This window comes from Actinacidiphila paucisporea (assembly GCF_900142575.1).
In the GTDB taxonomy this organism is placed as follows: domain Bacteria; phylum Actinomycetota; class Actinomycetes; order Streptomycetales; family Streptomycetaceae; genus Actinacidiphila; species Actinacidiphila paucisporea.
Window position 1 is genome coordinate 292,129 of the sequence record NZ_FRBI01000003.1, and the last position, 18,846, is coordinate 310,974.

Genomic DNA, 18,846 nt, shown 5'->3' on the forward strand with positions numbered 1-18,846 from the left:
CGCCCGCGACCGCCACCACCGCCGCCCAGCCGCCCAGCCGCCCAGCCGCCCGTGCCGGTACCCGCCTTCACCGCCGCAGCGGCCGTCACGGTGCGGACGTTGACGTCGCTCACTTTCAAGGCCGGTGCCACTCCGGGGACTTACGACATGCCCGTCGCCACCTTGGCCAAGGACGCCACCGCGGCCCAGCGGCGGCCGCCGCTCACTCCGGCGGCGTGCCAGGACGTGTGGGACATCGTCTACGGCAGGGCCTCCCCGGCCGGCGTCAGCCAGCTGATCAACTGGAAGGCGGACATCTATCCGGGAGCCGCCACCCTCGCCGCCTACCCGCACGGCGCCGCCGCCGGCCTCTTCCGCGTGCTGGCCGCCGACCTGTCCCTGTGCCGTACCGTCTCCGGCCTCGACTACGGCGGCAACCACTACACCAGCCGCATCGTCCGGGAAGCCGCCCCGGCGGCGGGCGACCAGGCGGTGCGGTTCCAGGAGGCGGCCGCCCTGCCCGAGGGGGACGTCAAGTACACCGAACGGGTCGTCGTCCGGGTCGGCGACGTCATCGCCGCCTTCGACATGGTGGACGTCGGCAGGCTGACCCCCTTCCCGCCCGCCCTCCTCACCCAGCAGGTCCAGCGCCTGGCCGCGGCCCAGCACTGAGGCCCGCCCCCACGGCCCGGCCGGCTGGCTCGTACCCGCCGCGATCTTCGCCGCCGGCGGCTCGGCCATGGTCCCCGCGGTGCGGTGGGCCGGCCGGTGGACCGGCGTACGCCAGGCGGCGCGCATCCGGCGACCGTCGAACGGGTGACTTCAGCGGCTCCGCTTGGCGGAAGACCGGCGCCGGCGGTCCACCATCGTGATTGCATACCGTTTCCGCCGAAATGAGGAGAAGCCGACCCATGCGACAAGGTCCGCTCGCCGGCCGCTATCCCGTGGTGGCGACGATGGTCGTCTTCGCCCTGGTGCCCTTCCTGGCCCTCTCCGCCGCCCTCGGGCCGATCACCCCGCTCATCGCCCGCGATCTGCACATGAGCCCGCAGGCGATCGACGTGACGACGGGCATGGCCAACGCCGGCTACGCGGTGGGCACGGTCCTCGCCGTGCAGTTCGCGCAGCGGCTGCCGCAGCGCCGGATGCTGCTCGTCTACGGCGCCCTGCTGGTGATCGGCTCGGTGCTCACCGCGGCGGCGACCACCGCCGCGGTCTTCATCGTCGGGCACGTCCTGCAAGGCCTGTGCACCAGCCTGCTGCTGATCGCGGCCGTGCCGCCGCTGATCATCGGATATCCGGCGCCCCGGCTGCGCGAGACCGCCGTCGTCCTCAACGTCTGCATCTTCGGCGCGGTCGCGCTCGGCCCGGTGGTCGGCGGCATCCAGGCGAACGCCCACGGATGGCGGCCGCTGTTCTGGATCATCGCCGGCATCGCCGTAGCCGCGCTCGTCCTTTCCCTGCTGACCTACCAGGAGACGCCGCCGGCCAATCCCGACGCCCCCGTCGACTACATCGCCCTCGGACTGGCCACCGTGGGATGCGTCGCCGCCTTCTTCGGCGCCTCGGAACTGCTCACCCACCGCTTCCTCGACGCCAGGGCGTGCGGGCCGCTGCTCGGCGGGCTGCTGCTGATCATCATCCTGTTCGTCCACGAGTACACCGCCAAGCGCCCGCTGCTGTGCGTGCGCAGCCTGGTCAGTACGCTCCCGGTCGCCGGCATCGTCGCCGCCATCTGCGCGGCCGCCGCGTCGGTCTCGGCGATCTCGCTGACCCTGACCTCGCTCGCGGGCCGCTACTCGCCCCTGCACCTGGGCCTGCTCTACCTCCCCGAATTCGGCGGCGCGGTGATCACCGCGCTCGTCTTCGGCGCCGTCTTCCGCACCCGCCTGCTGCACTACTTCGTCCTCGTCGGCCTGGCCTTCCTCAGCGTCGGCATCGCGGTCATGAACGCCGCCTCCCCGCCCACCTCCGCGCTCGTCGCCGTGGGCTCGGGCCTGGTCGGCATCGGCGTCGGCTCGTCCGTCGTCCCCGCGCTCTTCATCGCCGGCTTCTCGCTGCGCTCGAACAACGTCCAGCGCGTCTTCGCCATCATCGAGCTGCTCCGGGCGGTGGCGGCCTTCATGATCGCCCCGATCCTGCTGTACGTCGCCGCCACCGTCGGCGGCGATCCCGACTCCGGCACCCGGACGGCCCTGTGGATCTGCTTCGCCCTCGCGGTGGCCGGCGGGGTCCTCGGCGCCGCCCTCTACGCCCTCGGCGGAGTGCGGCCACCGAAGCCGTCGGTGCAGGACTGGATGAGCGGGGAGCGCCCCGGCTGGTACTCCCCGCCCCTCTTCGCCCGCCTGACCCGGCGCGGTGACCAGGACGACTCCTGCCTGTGACCGCGGCCGCCGGTCCCCCGTCCGCGGGGCGTCACCCGCGGTGCAGCGCCGCGAAGACCGCGTAGGCGGTCTCGTCGAAGAGCACGAACCGCACGTCGGTCACGGCCGTGTCCGCGCGGCGCACGGTCTCCAGTGCGATACGGGCTCCGTCGTCGAGCGGCCACCCGTAGACCCCGGTGGACACCGCGGGGAAAGCCACCGACGAGGCCCCCAACTCGTCGGCGACCCGCAGCGATTCGCGGTAGCAGGACGCGAGCAGCCCCGACCTGTCCTCCTCCGCCGACCACACCGGCCCCACCGTGTGGATGACCCACCGCGCCGGCAGCCGCCCCGCCGTCGTGGCGACGGCCTGCCCCACCCCGAGGCCCTTCCCGTAGTGCGAGGCCCGCAGGTCCCTGCACGCCGCCAGGATCTCGGGCCCGCCCCGCCGGTGGATGGCCCCGTCGACCCCGCCGCCGCCGAGTAGCGATGAATTCGCCGCGTTGACGATGGCGTCGGCCTGCTGCTCGGTGATGTCGCCCTGGACGAGCGAGATGGTCGTCATCACCCCATGCTGCCGCATGCGCCGGGTCCTGGGCGGAGCCGCTCGCCGGCAGGGGTGCTGTTCGCGCTGCCGTCAGTCGGGCGGCCCCGAGCGGGACTTCCGTCCCTGCGCCCGGCCGTCGGCCGCCGCCTCGCGGCGGGGGAAGACCACGCCCGGGGGAGGCGTGAAGCCGAGTTGTTCGAGCCGTGCCCACACCTGGCCGGGCTCCTGGTCCTCGGTGACCGCCGCGTGCACGATGTGCGTCAGGGGTACCGGAGTTGCCACGTGGAGGGTCGAGTTCGGGTGGCCGTCGCCGGCACCGAGGAGGGGCAGGTCCCCCCGGCGCAGGGTGGTCTGCCACACGGGATGGCCGGCGGCCCACCCCACGGTCCGGTAGCCGAGCACGCCGTAGCGGTCCGCCACCCACTGGGGGGTACGTCCGAGGGTCGCCGCGATGACGAGCAGATGGTCCGGACTGACGTCGTCCTCGAATCGGCGCCACGGCTCCTTGCCGTTGACGTCGCTGCTGAGCAGGATCAGGTCGTCCTTGCTGAGGACCGTCCGCCAGGCCGCCAGGCCGGCTGCCGACTCGTGCACCCGGTGGCCGAAGAGGGCGAGCCGCTCCGCGACCTGCTCCGGCGTCGACTTGGTGGCCGCCGCCGCTGCGAGGAGATGGCCGGGGGGCACGTCGGCTGCAGGGTCCAGCCACGGGTAAAGCCCGTCGAGGTCCACGCTGAGGAGGAGCGCATCCCTGGGAACACGCGCCGACCGCAGGGTCTGCGGGGGGATGTCGGGCACGATGTAGCCGAGTTGGCGGAGGCGGGCCACCGCCTCCCGCGCGCTGTACGCCGTTTCCTTCGCGGCGGCGAGGACGTGCCCGATGCGCACCTCGGCCATCGGGTCGAGCGAGGGCTTCGTACCGTCGAGGGACTCGCTGATCAAGGCGAGGTCATCGTCGGAGAGCCGGCCGGAGCGCGGCCACTCGCCGGCGCCGTCGTCCGTGACGTAGCCGAGTCGTGTGAAGCGGTCCGCAACCTGCCGGGGTGTCCGTTTCACGGTCTCGGCGGCGGCGAAGAGGTGACCGGTAGGGATGCGGGTGCCCAAAGGCATCCATCTCCTGGACTCGTCCTCCCTGGAGGTCCGCTCCCCCAGATCCCGGCTGAGCAGCATGCGGTCGGAGTGCGTGAGGATCACTTCCCAGGCGGGATGGGTGCGGGCGTCCGCGGACACGCTCAGGCCCAACCGGGTGAGCCGTTCGGCGACCCACCGAGGTGTGGAATCGGTGACGGACGCCGCGACGAGCAGCTGCTCGACGGGCACCTCGGCCGTGACGTCGAGCCACGGCGGGCTGCCGTCGCAGTCCCGGCTCAACAGCGCGCAGTCGTCCTTGCGGAGAGTGGTGTGCCACGCGGGATGGGCGGCGGCGTGCGCGGGCAGGCGGTGGCCGAGTTCGGTGAGGCGTTCGGCGACCTGCCGCGGGGTGGACTCCAGGGCAGCCGCCGCCACCAGCAGGTGGCTGAGCGGAACCTCGTCGTCGGGTTCGAGCCAGCGGCCCGTGCCGGTCACGTTCACGCTGAGGATGATCAGGTCGTCCTGGGCGGCCGTTGCCGCCTCGGGGACATACCGGGTCTCGGGAGTCCGGTAGCCGACCCGCTCCAGCCGGTCCCGGACCTGCCGGGGCGGGCACTCCGCGAACCGGGCCATGTCCAGGATGTAGCCCATGGGCACCGGCGCGTCGGTGCTCAGCCAGCCGGCTTGCGCCCCGATGGGCAGTGGCGTTTCCCGGTCGTCGCCGGCGGGCTGCCGCGGGACGCTGTGGAAGACCCGCTCGTCCTGGCCGAGGAGACACAGCCGGGCCAGCAGCGGCGGGAGGGTCGCATCCAACCGCTCGGCCGCCTCCACCAGGTTCCTTCGCACGGAGCGCCGCCCCCGCACATGTGCTCGCAGGATGGCCTCGTAGTCGTAGGACTTCGCGTCGCTCAAGCTCTGCAGATCGAGCAGCAGGGCGTCGCTGGGCAGTGCCACCGGCGGCGACTCGCCGTCCGCGAGGCCGACGCCGGGCAGCAGCCCCGCCTTGGCCCAGGCCCTGGCCCGCCAGTCCGCGACGAACGGCGGGAAGTTCTCGAGTATCTCGTCCGCCTTGCGCAGCAGTCGGCTGTCGGCATCGCCCTTGGCCGGTTTGGCCGACGGCTCGCCGGCCCCCGGCCCCGTCTGCCCGGCCCACAGGGCGACGTCCGGGACGAAGCAGCCGACGACGGCGATGTCCGCGTCCCGGCCGCCCAGTTGCCACCCGGGGAGGCCGTTCTCGACGGCGGCCCGCAGCACGGTGTCCGCCAGCGCCGGTCGCTCCTTGGCCAGTTCGCTCAGCCAGGTCGGCGTGAGGACCCCGGCTTCCGCACGCACCAGGGCGTCGACGCGGTCGGCGAGCAGGGCGTCGACGGCGATCGCTGCGGGGTCCCTCGGGTGGTTGCGGTCGATGGTCAGGTCGGGGGCGGCGGCTCCGGTGAGGTTGACCACCGCTCCGAAGACCGGGTGGCCGATCCAGATGCCGTCCCTGAGCACTCCGCCCTCGCCGGGGCACCACCAGATGCCCGGCGAGCCGCTGGTCGCCACGGGCGCCGTGCCGTGCCGGGCGGCCCGCTCGTTCAACCTGCCCGCGCGCAGCCGGAAGACCTCGTCCGTGCCCTCTTCCGACGCGTCGAGGTCGTAGTCGCTCGTCCAGACCCATCGGCCGAGCACGTCGTGCAGCGGCGGCAGGTCCAGGTCCTGCTTCAGGTACAGGCGGACCGCGGTGCCGGCCTCGATGCCCGCCAGGGGCTTGATGTGGAAGAGGGCGCCGGGTCCTGAGATGTCGATCTGGAGGCCCTGGCCCAGTTCGCCGTCCCGGTTGAACCGCCGGGTGACCACCCGTATCTCGTCCGCGAGCAGGAAGTACGAGTAGACGCCGATGCCGAAGATGCTGTTCGGCTGCAACTGGATGCCGGCCCGCCGCCAGTCGACCTGCTCCTCCAGATACTCCTGGGACGTGGTGAACCGCATGCCGCCGCGGGCGAAGAGCTTCTCCAGCTCCTGCTCGCCCATGCCCACGCCGTTGTCCCGGCACTCGATGTACGGGCGGCGGTCGTCGTGGCCGCGGACGAAGGTGATCTTCCCGCGCCAGTCCCCGCCGTGCTCGGTGTCCCCGCGCTGGTGGCGCAGGAACGCCAGCCGCCGGTCCCGGTGCCGGCAGGCGTCGAGCGCGTTCTGGAACAGCTCGCGGACCGCGGCCTCGGGGTGGTGGTAGATCTGCTGGCCCATGAGCAGCTCGCGGACGCTGTCGTCGTCCAGGGTCAGGCGCATCTCGGTGAGGCTGAACCGGTCGTCCGGTCCCGGGCGCACGCCCAGCGAGCTGTAGCGCAGCGGGATGACGTCGCCGAGCGCGGCCGCCTCCGGGAGGCCGTTGTCCGGGTGGGTGACCCGGAGGACGTAGCGGTCCATGGCCGTGACGTGCGCGCGGAGGACCGAGGCGACCTCGGGGGACGCGCATTCGGCGCCGAGGTCGTACCCGACGGTGCCCGAGCCGTCGCGGGACAGCCGCTGCCAGCTCCAGAAGCGCTCGCGAAGCACCTCGGGGGTGAAGGAACTGCCGGCGTTGACGTGGTCGATGGCGGTAGGCAGCGCGAACGGGTCGACCGCCATCTGGTGGGCGACGCTGAGCAGCCGGGCGATCAGTCCGGCCCTGATGTCGGTGTCGGTCGTCGGCTTGCCGACTCGCAGCCGGGGGTCGGGGCTGGCCAGCAGCGCCGACATGAGGGGGTCGAGCACCTGCTGGAGGGTGAACCGGCCGTAGAGCCCGAAGAGCCGGCGCAGCATCGTGCGCGACGGCTCGCCGGTCTCCTCCAGGAGCGCGCCGATCGCCTGCAACGGGTCGGGCTTGCGCTCGATGAAGGCCCGGTTCAGCACCCAGTGGCGGTACAGCCACCAGCAGATGGCCCGGGCGGCCGTCTCGTTGCCGCGCAGGACCGCGGACCTCGCTCGCCGCACCGCGTCGGGACGACGTTCCAGGAACTCGCGGTAGCTGCCCCGCGGCCCGTCGGATCCGTCCACCGCCGCGGGCCGCTCGCCGAGCAGGTCACGCTCCGGGTCGGTCGACTTCAGGGACTCGCCGAGCGCCCCGTCCCACCAGGTGGCGTAGACGAAGGGCATCAGGCCGACCAGCAGCGCCTCGGCCTGGTTGAGCAGCGGGTCGCCGGCGCGGCCGCAGGCCCGTTTCACCATGTCGGTGAGGTGCTCGCACATCCGTACCGCGAAGCCCGCCGAGCGCCAGGGGTCGTTGGCGAGCCGGGGCTCGTCCTGGCAGCTCTGCGCGAGCCGGAGGACCAGTTTCCGCGCCAGCTCGACCGTCGGGTCCAGTTCGGCCGCGGCGGGGGCCCAGCCGCGCAGGAAGGTCTCGACGACGTCGGTCCACTGCTCGTACTCCGGCGGGAGCCTGCGCGGGTTCGGGCCGAGCGCCACGTGGGGCGTGCCGTTCTGCAGGATCTGCGGGGCCTGCTCGGGTAAGCGGGCGCGGGCGTACGAGAAGAGGCTCTCCATGCCCAGGTAGGCGGGCTCGGCTCCGCCCGGGGCGCGGTCGACGCCCTGCTCCAGGCCGTCGATGAGCTTGCCGGTGAAGGCGGTGTAGCCGTGGCCGTCGCTGTCGTCGGCCGTCCGGTCGGCGGCCGACGAGGTGACGATGTGCCAGCCCTCCTCCAGTGTCATCTGCTGGAGCAGCTCGGTCGTCAGCGGGGGCTCACCGCCGGACAGCACGCCCTGGGCGGCGACCCCGCTGAAGCAGCAGTCGAGGATCAGGATGCGCACCCGGGCCCGTGATGTCCGCAGGATGGCCCTGACCTCGCCGAAATCGAGGCTGTCCCAGTCCGGGCGCGGGTACTGGGCCTCGCTGAGGACGAGGTAGAGCCGGTCCTCGTTCCCCTTCGACAACGAGACCGCGTGCCCGGCGTAGTAGACGAGCAGCACGTCCTCGGCCTCGCCGGCGGCCCGCTCCAGCGCCTCCAGCGCGACCCGGCTGCGGGCCGGGTTCAGCAGCGGGGCGGGGCACAATTCGGCGTCGAAGACGGCTTCCGCGCGTTCGCACAGCAGGTGGCGCAGCCGCCGGACGCTGCTGTCGACGTTCGCCAGCTGCTGGAGCCGGGTGCTCGGGTGGTACTCGGTGGTGCCGATGAAGACAGCCCGCGAGGTGGCCTTGTCAGGAGGCTGCAGTTGCATCGGCCTCCCCTTCACCCTCCGCCAGCTTGGCAGTCAATATACCGATCCGCCCATGCCGCCGAGCGGCTTCGGGAAGCTCGCCCTGGGGCGGCACGGGCATTCGTGGTGCGCGGCCGCACGCCAGGGGCGGCCGCGTCGCAGGTGACTCGCGCGCCCGGTACGGGACGCCGATCGCCCGCCCGGCACCACCTCGGCGCGGGTGCCGCCGCGGCCCCGCGGAATTGTTTCCGCCGCGTTACGATTTCTCGCACGGTAGGCGTTTGACGTCGGCATTTCGTCGATCCGAATCGACGGCATACGTGTTTTGCGGGCGATAAAGGAGACCGCCGGGGGTTGCCCGGATTCCGTAGACGGGGCACCCCCCGCTCATTACACTTGCTCGCAATCCGGCGAGGCCGGACCGCCTTGCCACGGAATGTGCGAAGGCCAAGAAACCCATGTTCTGCGCGCGACACGTCCGAATAGCCGGTCCGGCTCGACACAGTTGACGCATTCCACTCATCAGCCTGCCTGGCACCTCCAGGTCGCTCGTGTCCCGCCCTGCGCTATCCCGATTCGGTCTGCCGCAGTCCTCCCGTGAGGAGAACAGCAAATGACGTCGACCCTGGCCCTCAAATCCCTCGCACCCCACACGGACTTACAAGTAGCGCAGATGCTCGCGGGCATCGCGTTCGTGCTGGTGGTAGGTCTGGCATTGGGCAGTCTGGCGCCACGGTTCCGCCAGCCGGCCGTCATCGGCGAAGTGCTGGCCGGTATCGCCCTCGGGCCCAGCGTGCTCGGTCAGTTCCCCGGCGACCTGACACACAAGCTCTTCCCCGCCGACTCCAGACCGCTGCTGTCCGCGGTCTCCCAAGTCGGCCTGGTCCTGTTCATGTTCATGGTGGGCTGGGAGTTCGAGAAGCGAATCCTCCGCCCGCACCGCGGCGTCGCGGCCGCCGTCTCGCTGTCGTCCGTCGCCTGCGCCTTCGGCCTGGGCGTCGCGCTGGCCACCTTTCTCTACCCGCACCACAACACGGTGGCGGGCCACCACATCTCCTTCCTCACCTTCTCCATGTTCCTGGGCGCCGCGATGTCGGTGACCGCCTTCCCGGTGCTGGCCCGCATCATCACCGACAGCCGCCTCGGGCACACCCGGGTCGGCACGCTGTCGCTGGCGAGCGCGGCCGTCGACGACATTATCGCCTGGTGCATGCTGGCCTATGTCTCGGCGCTGGTGACCTCGGGCAGCGCACGCGACCTGGCCCAGGTGCTGTCGCTGAGCGCGGTCTACGTCGTGGTGATGTTCTGGGTGATACGCCCGCTGGTGGCGCGCATGGTGGGCTTCTTCGCCGGTCGGCAGGAGTGGCGGGGGCTGTTCGTGCTCCTCGCGGCAGGGACCTTCCTGTCCGCCTACGCCACCACGTGGATCGGCATCCACAGCATCTTCGGCGCTTTCCTCTTCGGCTTCATCATGCCGCGCGAGCCCGCACGCGAACTGGTCGAGCACCTGCGCAAGCCGCTCGACAACGTCAGCACGATCCTGCTGCCGGTCTTCTTCATCGTCACCGGCCTCGGTGTGGACGTGAACGGGCTCGGCGCCCGCCAGTACCTGGAACTCGCCGCCATCATCACCGTCGCCTGCCTGGGCAAGCTGATCGGCGCCATCGCACCGGCCCGGATCTTCGGGCTGTCCTGGGTGGAGTCGCGGGCACTCGGCCTGCTGATGAACACCCGTGGTCTGACCGAGCTGATCATCCTCAACACCGCCGTGCAACTCGGCGTCCTGGACAGCCAGATGTTCACCATGATGGTCATCATGGCCCTGGTCACCACGGCGCTCGCCGGGCCGCTGCTGCCCAAGAGCAGCGTGCTGATGGCGAGCACCACCGTGAGCATCACGCCGCCGGGAAGTGACGGCGGCGAGCCGTCCGACGACGAGTCGGCCGACTCCAAGATCCAGGCCTGACCGCCTTTCCCCGCATCCCCCCACGTCCCGGATGGGGGGTGGGCGGCCGCCACCCGCCGGCCCGCCCTCCCTCCGGTGCCCGTGCCCTTCACCCGCGCCCGCCAGGAGTTGGCCGCCGGCCGCGCCGACGAAGGCGACCCGCGGGGTACCGGTCGGGCCGCGTCCCGCGGTGCGGTCGGCTCTCGCCCGCGACGCGGTCAGCTTCCGTCCGCCTCCTGGCGGGCCCACACGCCGGCCTGTGCCGCGGCGGCCGCGGCGGCCGCGGCGCGGTCGGCGTCGGCGTCGGTGAGGGGGCGGCCGGTGTTGAGGAGGGCGTAGTAGAGGGGGGCGGAGACGGCGGCGACGACGGCGTGCGGGTCGGTGCCGGCGGGGACCTCGCCGCGGGTGGCGGCGTCGCGGACGCAGCCGGCCCACTCCTCGATGCGGACGGCGTAGAAGCGGTGCAGGGCCTGCGCGGCCTGGTCGTTGCACAGGGAGGCGGCGATCAGGGCCTTGAAGAGGCGGCTCTGCCGGGGGTCGGCGAGGGTCTTGACGACGAGGCGGGCGTTGGCCCGCAGGTCCGTCCGGAGGCTGCCGGTGTCGGTGCGGGGCAGCGACTGCTCGGCCATGTCGGCCAGCAGGTCGGCGGCGAGGGCGCCGGAGCTGCCCCAGCGGCGGTAGACGGTGGTCTTGCCCACGTCGGCGCGGCGGGCGATGTCGGCGAGGTCGAGCGCCTCGAAGCCGTCGGCGGCGAGGGCGTCGCCCGCGGCCTGCAGGACGGCTTCGCGGACGCGGGCGGTGCGGCCGCCCGGGCGCTGGGCGCCGGGCGCGGGCGGGACGGACATGGGGGCCTCTCCTTGCGGTGGCGGTTCGCTCTGCCGGCATCTTATCGGAACTACGGTTCCCTTAGTGGGCTTCCCCATGCTACCGTCCTGGCGTAACGGAACTTCAGTCCCGTTAACAGTAATCCGGGTGGTACTGAAAGGAAGCTTCGCCATGTCCGCCATAAAGACAGGCCCGCGGTCGGGCACGTCCAGCCCCGCGCCCGACGCCCGGCCCGGACACCTCACCGGCCGGCTGAAACTGGTCCTGGCCGTGCTGCTGGTCGCCCAGTTCATGCTGGCCGTCGACTTCTCGATCCTGAACGTCGCGCTGCCCGCCATCGGCGACGGCCTCGGCTTCTCGCTCTCCGACCTCCAGTGGATCGCCACCGCGTTCGCCCTGACCGCCGCCGGCTTCACCCTCTTCCTCGGCCGTATCGGCGACCTCGCGGGCCGCAAGAAGATGTTCATCGGCAGCATCGCCCTGCTGGGCCTGTCCTCGCTGGCCGGCGGCCTGGCCACGAGCCCCGGCGTCCTGCTGGCCGCCCGCGTCGCCCAGGGCCTGGCCACCGCCGCCGCCACCCCCGCCGGGCTGTCCCTGCTGACCACCGCCTTCCCCGAAGGCCCGCTGCGGCAGAAGGCGCTCGGCGTCAACGGCGCCCTGATGTCGGCCGGGTTCACCACCGGCGCCATCCTCGGCGGCGCCCTGACCGACCTGCTCTCCTGGCGGTGGGCCTTCTTCATCAACGTGCCCGTCGCGCTCGCCGTCGTCGCGATCGCCCCGGCGGTGATCAAGGAGTCCAAGCCCGCCGAGCGCCCCCGCCTCGACGTCCCCGGCGCCCTCACCGTCACCGCGGGCCTGCTGGCCTTCGTCTACGGCCTCACCCAGGCCGGCGAGCACGGCTGGACCAGCGCCCACGCGGTGACCGGCCTGGTCGCGGGCCTCGCCCTGCTGGCCGCGTTCTTCCTGATCGAGCGCAAGGTCGCGCAGCCGCTGGTGCCGCTGAAGACCCTCGGCCGCCGCAACGTCGCCTGGGGCAACGTGCTCGGCCTGCTCGCCTTCGTCACCGAGACCTCGCTGGTCTACCTGCTGACCCTCTATCTCCAGGACACCCTGGGCTTCTCCCCGCTCGCGGCCGGCGTCACCTTCGGCGTGCTGGGCGCCGGCACTGTCGTCGGCGGCCTGCTCGCCCCCAGGGTCATCGCGCGGACCTCGCTGCTGACCCCGCTGGTCGCCGGCGGCCTCCTCCAGACCGCCGCCACCGCCGCCCTGCTCTTCCTGGGCACCAGCACCGGCCCCGCGCTGGCCCTGCTGCTGCCCGCCACCTTCCTCGGCGGCATCGGCAACATGCTCGTCATCGTCGGCTTCATGGTCACCGCCACCGGCGGCCTGCCCGACGCCGAACAGGGCCTGGCCACCGGCCTGGCGTCGATGTCCCAGCAGGTCGGCATCACCATGGGCACCCCGATCATGTCCGCCGTGGTCACCGCGAGCACCGCGGGCGCCACCAGCGCCTCGGCGATCCACCACGGCGTCACCGCGGCCATCGCCGTCAACTCCGCCCTCGTCCTGATCGGCGTCCTGCTCGCCGCGGCCTTCCTCCGCACACCGCGGCAGCGGGCCCGCGCCTGAACCGCCCGCCCCGCGCGTCCGGTTGCCACCGCCGTGCAGGACTACTCCGCCTACGCCCGCTGAATCGCCCCGGCACGGCTCCTCCGTATCAGCGGGCCCGGCGGAATCCGCGAGGGGTCAGCGCAGGGGGGAGGAACCGGTCACGATGGCAGGGGAGAGCGTCTCCGCAGATGGACCCGGGGGGTTCCGATGATCCTGCACAAGGGCTACGGGCAAGAGACCGACGACTACATCAGCATCCGCGACCAGGCGGAGTTACGGGAAACGGTCCAGTGGCTGGAAGCGCACACCGGACGCACCGCCTCCACCCTCGCCGAGCCAGGGGTGATGGTGCGGTCGCCGGGGATCAACTACGTCATAGGACACGGCAGGGCGGGCACCGTCGAAGACAGGACACCGGCGGAATTCGTCCCGGAATTCGTCAGCCGCGGGCTCGCGGACGGCGACACGATCTGGATCATCTCCTGCTGGGCGGGGGCGACCAGCGGTTACGGCTTCGCGCAGGGCCTGGCCGCGGAATTCCGCGCGCTCGGCAGGACCGGCGTGTCCGTCAGAGCGCCGAGGAACATCATCCACTGGAACGCGAACGGCCCGGTCCTCGTCGACGACTACCCGACCAACGCGGGCCTGAAAGCGGCGCTCGCGGCGATCACCCAGGGGCAGGACAACGCCTGGAGAGCCTATGTGCAGGACCTGCGGGCCTGTATCCGCACGGCGCTGAACCTCGCGATCGGCACCGACGCCGAGGGCACCCGGCGCAGGGTCGTGAACTTCGGGGAGGCCCGCCCCGAGGACAACAAGCAGAAGTACCTCCAGGGGATGATCGACCGCGCGCGGATCGGCCCTCCGCACTCGGCGACGCTGACGGAGATCGTCAACGGCGCCGCCGCCCACCCGGCCGGCAACCCCGTGGTCGGGCGGCTGCGCTGGGCGCAGGAGCTGCGCAGCCTCCTCACCGACCTCCACGTCCTGCACTCTGGCAACGCCGCCGGCCAACTGGCCGCCCGGACGGACATCAGCGCGGCCGTGCTGACCCTGCGCACTCAGATCACCGCCCTGTGGCCTGCCTACAGCCACGACTACTACGACGCGATCCGCGACCTGGCCAACCCCTTCGCCTCCCGGGACGAAGGCTGGGTCACCTTCGACGACGCCCACCCCGCCGGCTTCGTCCACTAGGTCGGACGCCGACCCGCGAAGACAGCCGGCAGCTGCCCCACCGGGGACGGCACGGTGCCCGCCGAAGGGCGCAGAATCATGCAGATCTTGAATGATTCTGCGCCGTATAGCATGGCCGCCGTGGCTCCAGGCAAGGTGAACTCCAGCGTCGTCTTCCGGCTCGGCGTGCTCGGGACGATGGCGGCCGATCTCTTCGCGGCCCGCATCGAGCCCCACGAACTCAAACCCCGGCACGTCGGGTTGATGGTCCTGCTCGACGCCGGGAAGGCCTCCTCGCAACTGGAGGTCGCCGGTGTCATGGGCGTCGCGCCCAGCCTGGTCGTTGCCTTGGCCGACCACCTGGAGAAGCTCGGCGCGATCCAGCGGGTCAGGGACCCCGACGACCGCCGCCGCCAGGTCCTGACCCTCACCGCCCACGGCCGCGACGTGCTCGCGGCCTGCGGCGAGCTGGCCCACACCGTCGACGCCGAATTCGCCGCGGGGCTGACGGCGGCGGAGAGGACGGCGCTGGCCGGTCTGCTCGACCGGCTGACCGCACCCCACGGCCTGCCCGCGGCCGCGGAGACCATCTGACCCGGGAGGTCCACCATGAGCAGCGCAGCACCGCCCTTTCCCGGCCGGATCGAGCTCACCGGAGAAGGGCTCGTCCTGCGCGACTGGACCGAAGCGGACCTGGACGCGATGCCGGACCTGTTCGGCCACCCCGACATCGCGTACTGGACGCCGATCGCCTCGCCCTTCGACGCGGCGGCCGCCCGCACGCGGCTGGACCGGGCCAGGCGGCTGCGGGCGGAGGGCGCGGCCATCCTGCTCGCCATCACCGTCGACGGCGGCGAACCGCTCGGCGAGGTCATGCTGGCGCGCGGTCCCGAGGGCACGGAAGTCGGTTACGTGGTCGGCCCTGCGCACCGCGGCCAGGGGCTGGCGGTGCGGGCGGTGCGGGTCATGGCCGCGTACGCCTTCGGGCAACTGGGCACCGGGCAGGTGATCCTGGAGCTGGAGGCCGAGAACACCGCCAGCGTCGCGGTCGCCACCAAGGCGGGCTTCGCCCTGCTCGACGTACCGCTGATCAAGGGGGAGGAGAAGGGGCGGCCCTACGTCCTCCAGACCTGGGGACTGAGCCGCCGCTGACGGTCAGTCCCGTCGCCCGCCGGCCCCGGGCCCGGCGCCCGGCCGGAGGGTCAGCAGCGTGATCTCGCTCGGCGCGAACACCCGGAAGGGCGGGCCCCAGAAGCCGGCGCCGCGGCTGGTGTAGAGCTGCGTCCGCTCCCCGTGCCGGCTCAGGCCGTGGACCACCGGCTGGTCGATCCTGACGAGGAAGTTGAACGGCCAGATCTGGCCGCCGTGGGTGTGCCCGGAGACCTGCAGGTCGATGTCGGCGGCGGCCGCCTGCGTCACGTACTTGGGCTGGTGGGCGACGAGCAGGACCGGCCGGTCCTGGCCCGCGCCCGCCAGCGCGCCGAGCAGGTTGGCGCGGTGCCCGGCCAGCCCGGAGGACTCCGCCGTCACGTCGTCCACGCCGGCGAGTACGAGCAGGTCGCCGCCGCGCTCCACCACGACATGGCGGTTGTGCAGCGGTTCCCAGCCCAGTTCGGCCATGCGGTCGAGCCAGCCCTGGGCCTCCCCGAAGTATTCGTGGTTGCCGGTGACGTAGACCTTCGCCAGCCGCGAGCGGATCGTCCCGAGCGGCGCGGACTGCTCCCGGCGCTGGGCGGGCGTGCCGTCGGCGATGTCGCCCGCGTGGACCACGATGTCCGCGTCGAGCGCGTTGACCGCCTCGGCGACGCGCGCCGACCAGCGGGCCCGGTCGATCGGCCCGTAGTGGGTGTCGGCCAGCACGACGACGCGCGTCCCGTCCAAACCGCCGCCGAGCCGCGGGAGATGCACGTCCAGCCGCTTCACGCGGGGCACGCGCATGGCCTCGTAGTGGCCCCAGGCCAGCAGGACGGCGGAGATCGCGACGACGGCCGCGGCGACGACCCTGGCCTGGTCGGCGCCGCCGACGCCGAACCCGATCAGCACGAGGTGCGCCAGGCCGCCGAGCACCGACCAGGTGAACAGCACCCAGACGACGCCGAGGCCGGTGTCCGCCACCCGGGCCGCCCGGTCGGACCGCCGGCGCCCGTGGCCCGCGGCCATCAGGAAGGGGAAGGACACCAGCCAGGCGGCGAAGCCGACCGTGCCGGCCAGGAAGACCGGGAGCGGCCAGTCCGTGGCGGAGCCGAACAGCGTCCACCAGGGCAGGCCGAAGAGCGTCACGAGGACGAGGAGGACCACGCCCCCGCCCAGCCGCCGGCGCAGTCCCCGCCGGGGCTTCGCGCCCCCGGCCCCGGTCTCGGCGCTCGGCTCCGATTCCGGCACCGGCGCCGGTTCGGCTGCCCGCAGGTCGGACCCCGACCGGATGGATTCGCTGTCCGCTGCCACCACTGCGCCCCTCACGTCCGCTGTCCCGCCGTCGCTCCCATCATCCGTCACGCGGCGCGCTCCTCCCCCGAACGCCGCTGGAAACAGCCGCCGTCGGGAGGGATCCACTCAACACCCCGTCCTGACCGCGTACTTGTGGAGCCCGCTCACGGCATGGTGCCCTTGTGGCTCGTCGGCACAACCGATGCCAAGGAGGCGCACGAGTCTCATGATCAAGCGAATAGCCGCCGTAGCGGCGCTGATCCCCGCCATGCTGGGCACGACATCCGGTATCGCCGCTGCCCAGTCGGCCCCCAGGGCGAGTGCGGCGGTGGTCACCCTGACGTACGACGCCAGCCGGGCGGGGCAGTGGGCGGGCGCGATCACGCAGGGCGTGCAGAACTGGAACGCGGCGGTGCACAACGTGCACCTCCAGCCGGCCGCCTCACCCGGCGCGGCCGACTACGTCTACGTGGCGACCAGCGGCTGGCCCCAGACGACACTGGGCCCGTTCTTCCCCGGCGGCAGCAAGGGCCAGGTGCAACTCGGCCAGCAGGCGGTCGCCGAGGGCTACGACAAGACCCGGATCATGGCGCACGAGACCGGCCACATCCTCGGGCTGCCGGACCACTACAGCGGCCCGTGCTCCGAGCTGATGTCCGGTCACGGGCCCGGCACCTCGTGCACCAACGCCAAGCCGAACGCGACCGAGGCGGCCCAGGTCGACCGCAACTACGCGGGCCGCACGTCGGCCGTCCGCCCGGACCGCCGGCAGATCGTGATCGACATCTGGGCCGGCCCGGTCCTCGCCGGCTCGCGGGACTGACCGGCGGCCGTACGGTCGAACCCGACTGCCGCTTACGGGAAAACGGTCGCCCTTCCGCACCGGAACAATGCATTTCTTCCCACATATCCTCAACGTCTTGCGTCGCCCGGTACGGCTGTCCGAAGATGATGCGGGGCGGGGGCGCCCGGCACTCCGAGGGGACGGCGGTCGATGGCTGCACCGGTTTCGAGGACGATCCTGGGCGGGGCGGAGATGACCGACCGGGTCGTCGTGCCGTTCGAGGGGCCCGGCGCCGGCGTCGGCGAACTGACCTGGGGGCAGCGCAAGGTCTGGACGCTCATGGAGCAGGCCGGCACGTCGATGAGCATGGGCGGAGCGGTGCCCGTGACCGACGGCAGGACGGTCCGGGACCTCGCCTCGGAGCTGAGGTTCTTCCTGTGCCGCTACGCCTCGATGCGGGCCCGGATCCGGCCCGGCGCGGACGGCGGCCTGGTCCAGGAGGTGTCGGGCTCCGGGGTGGCCGCGCTGGGCATCCTCGACGCCGCGGACGACGGCGACCCGGACCTGGTCGCCCGGGACCTGGCCGACCGGTGGGAGGCGACGCCGTTCGACCACGCCCGGGAGTGGCCGATCCGGATGGCCGCGGTACGCAGCCGCGGTGCGGTCACCCATGTGGTCGTGACGATCTCGCACGTCGCCACCGACGGCGGCGGGATCGCGGTGATGCTCGGGGAGCTGGGGGAGCGCGACCCGGCCACCGGGGAGGCGAAGAACCCGGCGTCGGCGATGGGGCCGCTGGAACTGGCGGCCCTGCAGCGCACGCCGTCCGTCCGGCGGCAGAGCGACTTCTCGCTGCGCCACTGGGAGCGGCTGCTGCGCTCGGCCGGGCCCCGGCGGTTCGGCCCGCACGTGGACCGGGGCGAGCCGCGCTACCGGCGGGGGGTCTTCACGTCCCGCGCCCTGCACCTGGCCTCGAAGGCGGTGGCGGCCCGGGTCGGCAGCTCGACGTCCTCGGTGCTGCTGGCCGCCTACGCGGTGGCCGTGGCGCGGCTGACCGGCATCACCCCGGCGCTGATCCAGGTGGTGATCGGCAACCGCTTCCGGCCGGGCCTGGCCGACGTGTCCCATCCGCTGTCCGTGAACGGCCTGCTGATGGTCGACGTCGCGGACGCCTCCTTCGACGCGGTGGTGGACCGCACGCAGCGGGCCTCGGCGCTCTGCTCGAAGTACGCGTATTACGACCCGGCGGGACTGGAGGAGCTGCGCGCCCGGATCGACCGGGAGCGCGGCGAAGCGGTGGAGACCTCCTGCCTGTTCAACGACCGCCGGATCGGCGTCGGCATCGAGCCGCCCGACCCCGCGGTGCCGCCCCGCGACGAGCTGGAGGCCGTACGGGCCGAGAGCGCCCTGCACTGGGGCGAGCCCTTCCCGCGGTATCTCGACAAGCTGATGGTCCAGGTCGGCACCGCCCTGGACACGGTCGAGCTGGAATTCCACGTGGACACCCACCACGTGTCCGCCGACGAGGTGACGGCGCTCATGCGGGACGTGGAGGCGCTCGTCGTGGGCGCGGCGTTCGACCCGGCGCTGCCGACCGGCGTACGGCCGATGCCGGCGGCCTGACCGGGTCACCCGCCCCCTGCCGCGCCACGGGCCCCGCTATGACCCGCTATGACCCGCTACGGCCCCGCTACGGCAGGCAGCTCAGCACGCTGCCGGGCGCGAGCGCGGGATGCGCGAAGGCCCGAGCGGCCGGCCGGGGGCCGGGGCTCGGGCCTTGCGGTGCTGCGGGTGCTGCGGCCCTCACGGAGTGCCGGAGCGGGGACGGGCCGAAGCCCGCTCAGCGCGGTGCGGCGGCGGGGCACGCCCCGTTGCCGTCCGGAAGACCTCAGTACGCGTACGTGGTGCTGCCGGCGAGCGGGACCGCCACCTCCTTGGCGGCCGCGCCGGTCCTGACTGCCTTCACCGC

General features: G+C 72.7%; 13 protein-coding genes. 9 read left to right on the forward strand and 4 right to left on the reverse strand.

Annotated elements, in window-relative coordinates:
• The first annotated feature begins 147 nt into the window (after positions 1 to 147).
• Together BUE44_RS07355 and BUE44_RS07360 are read left to right on the forward strand one after the other, a co-directional pair.
• Complete coding sequence (locus tag BUE44_RS07355) at positions 148 to 651, forward strand: hypothetical protein (protein WP_079189549.1); 504 nt, start codon at positions 148 to 150, stop codon at positions 649 to 651.
• A 239-nt stretch (positions 652 to 890) separates the two neighbouring features.
• Positions 891 to 2,363 (forward strand): MFS transporter, encoded by a 1,473-nt coding sequence (locus tag BUE44_RS07360; protein WP_073495052.1) that lies wholly within the window; start codon positions 891 to 893, stop codon positions 2,361 to 2,363.
• Positions 2,364 to 2,394: 31 nt separating this feature from the next.
• Here BUE44_RS07360 and BUE44_RS07365 read toward each other — a convergent pair whose 3' ends face one another.
• Both BUE44_RS07365 and BUE44_RS07370 read right to left on the reverse strand, forming a co-directional pair.
• Positions 2,395 to 2,907, reverse strand: a complete 513-nt coding sequence (locus tag BUE44_RS07365) for an O-acetyl-ADP-ribose deacetylase (RefSeq protein ID WP_073495054.1) — start codon at positions 2,905 to 2,907, stop codon at positions 2,395 to 2,397.
• A gap of 72 nt (positions 2,908 to 2,979) precedes the next feature.
• Positions 2,980 to 8,130: a caspase, EACC1-associated type gene (locus BUE44_RS07370; protein ID WP_073495056.1), complete on the reverse strand. Its 5,151-nt coding sequence runs from the start codon at positions 8,128 to 8,130 to the stop codon at positions 2,980 to 2,982.
• A gap of 592 nt (positions 8,131 to 8,722) precedes the next feature.
• On the opposite strand from BUE44_RS07370, the gene BUE44_RS07375 reads away from it, so the two are divergent.
• On the forward strand, positions 8,723 to 10,075 hold the full coding sequence (locus BUE44_RS07375; protein ID WP_079189550.1) for a cation:proton antiporter: 1,353 nt from the start codon (positions 8,723 to 8,725) through the stop codon (positions 10,073 to 10,075).
• Between the two features lie 197 nt (positions 10,076 to 10,272).
• On the opposite strand, the gene BUE44_RS07380 is transcribed toward BUE44_RS07375, so the two are convergent.
• Positions 10,273 to 10,899, reverse strand: a complete 627-nt coding sequence (locus tag BUE44_RS07380; RefSeq protein WP_073495061.1) for a TetR/AcrR family transcriptional regulator — start codon at positions 10,897 to 10,899, stop codon at positions 10,273 to 10,275.
• Between the two features lie 151 nt (positions 10,900 to 11,050).
• Here BUE44_RS07380 and BUE44_RS07385 point away from each other — a divergent pair, with 151 nt between their 5' ends.
• The 4 genes from BUE44_RS07385 to BUE44_RS07400 all read left to right on the forward strand — a co-directional run bounded on the left by BUE44_RS07385 (position 11,051) and on the right by BUE44_RS07400 (position 14,818).
• Positions 11,051 to 12,508 (forward strand): MFS transporter, encoded by a 1,458-nt coding sequence (locus tag BUE44_RS07385; protein ID WP_073495063.1) that lies wholly within the window; start codon positions 11,051 to 11,053, stop codon positions 12,506 to 12,508.
• A gap of 189 nt (positions 12,509 to 12,697) precedes the next feature.
• On the forward strand, positions 12,698 to 13,687 hold the full coding sequence (locus BUE44_RS07390; protein ID WP_073495065.1) for a hypothetical protein: 990 nt from the start codon (positions 12,698 to 12,700) through the stop codon (positions 13,685 to 13,687).
• Between the two features lie 111 nt (positions 13,688 to 13,798).
• Positions 13,799 to 14,260 carry a MarR family winged helix-turn-helix transcriptional regulator gene (locus BUE44_RS07395; protein WP_073495067.1) on the forward strand — a complete coding sequence of 154 codons (462 nt, stop codon included), beginning with the start codon at positions 13,799 to 13,801 and terminating at the stop codon, positions 14,258 to 14,260.
• A 15-nt stretch (positions 14,261 to 14,275) separates the two neighbouring features.
• Positions 14,276 to 14,818, forward strand: coding sequence for a GNAT family N-acetyltransferase (locus BUE44_RS07400; RefSeq protein ID WP_073495069.1), 543 nt, complete (start codon positions 14,276 to 14,278; stop codon positions 14,816 to 14,818).
• 3 nt (positions 14,819 to 14,821) lie between these two features.
• Here the strand turns inward: BUE44_RS07400 and BUE44_RS07405 are convergent, their stop codons facing one another.
• Complete coding sequence (locus BUE44_RS07405; protein ID WP_107415648.1) at positions 14,822 to 16,048, reverse strand: metallophosphoesterase; 1,227 nt, start codon at positions 16,046 to 16,048, stop codon at positions 14,822 to 14,824.
• 271 nt (positions 16,049 to 16,319) lie between these two features.
• Between BUE44_RS07405 and BUE44_RS07410 the strand changes: the two genes are divergently transcribed.
• Together BUE44_RS07410 and BUE44_RS07415 are read left to right on the forward strand one after the other, a co-directional pair.
• On the forward strand, positions 16,320 to 16,916 hold the full coding sequence (locus BUE44_RS07410) for a snapalysin family zinc-dependent metalloprotease (protein WP_073495071.1): 597 nt from the start codon (positions 16,320 to 16,322) through the stop codon (positions 16,914 to 16,916).
• 171 nt (positions 16,917 to 17,087) lie between these two features.
• On the forward strand, positions 17,088 to 18,500 hold the full coding sequence (locus BUE44_RS07415; RefSeq protein ID WP_107415642.1) for a condensation domain-containing protein: 1,413 nt from the start codon (positions 17,088 to 17,090) through the stop codon (positions 18,498 to 18,500).
• Positions 18,501 to 18,846: the final 346 nt, after the last annotated feature.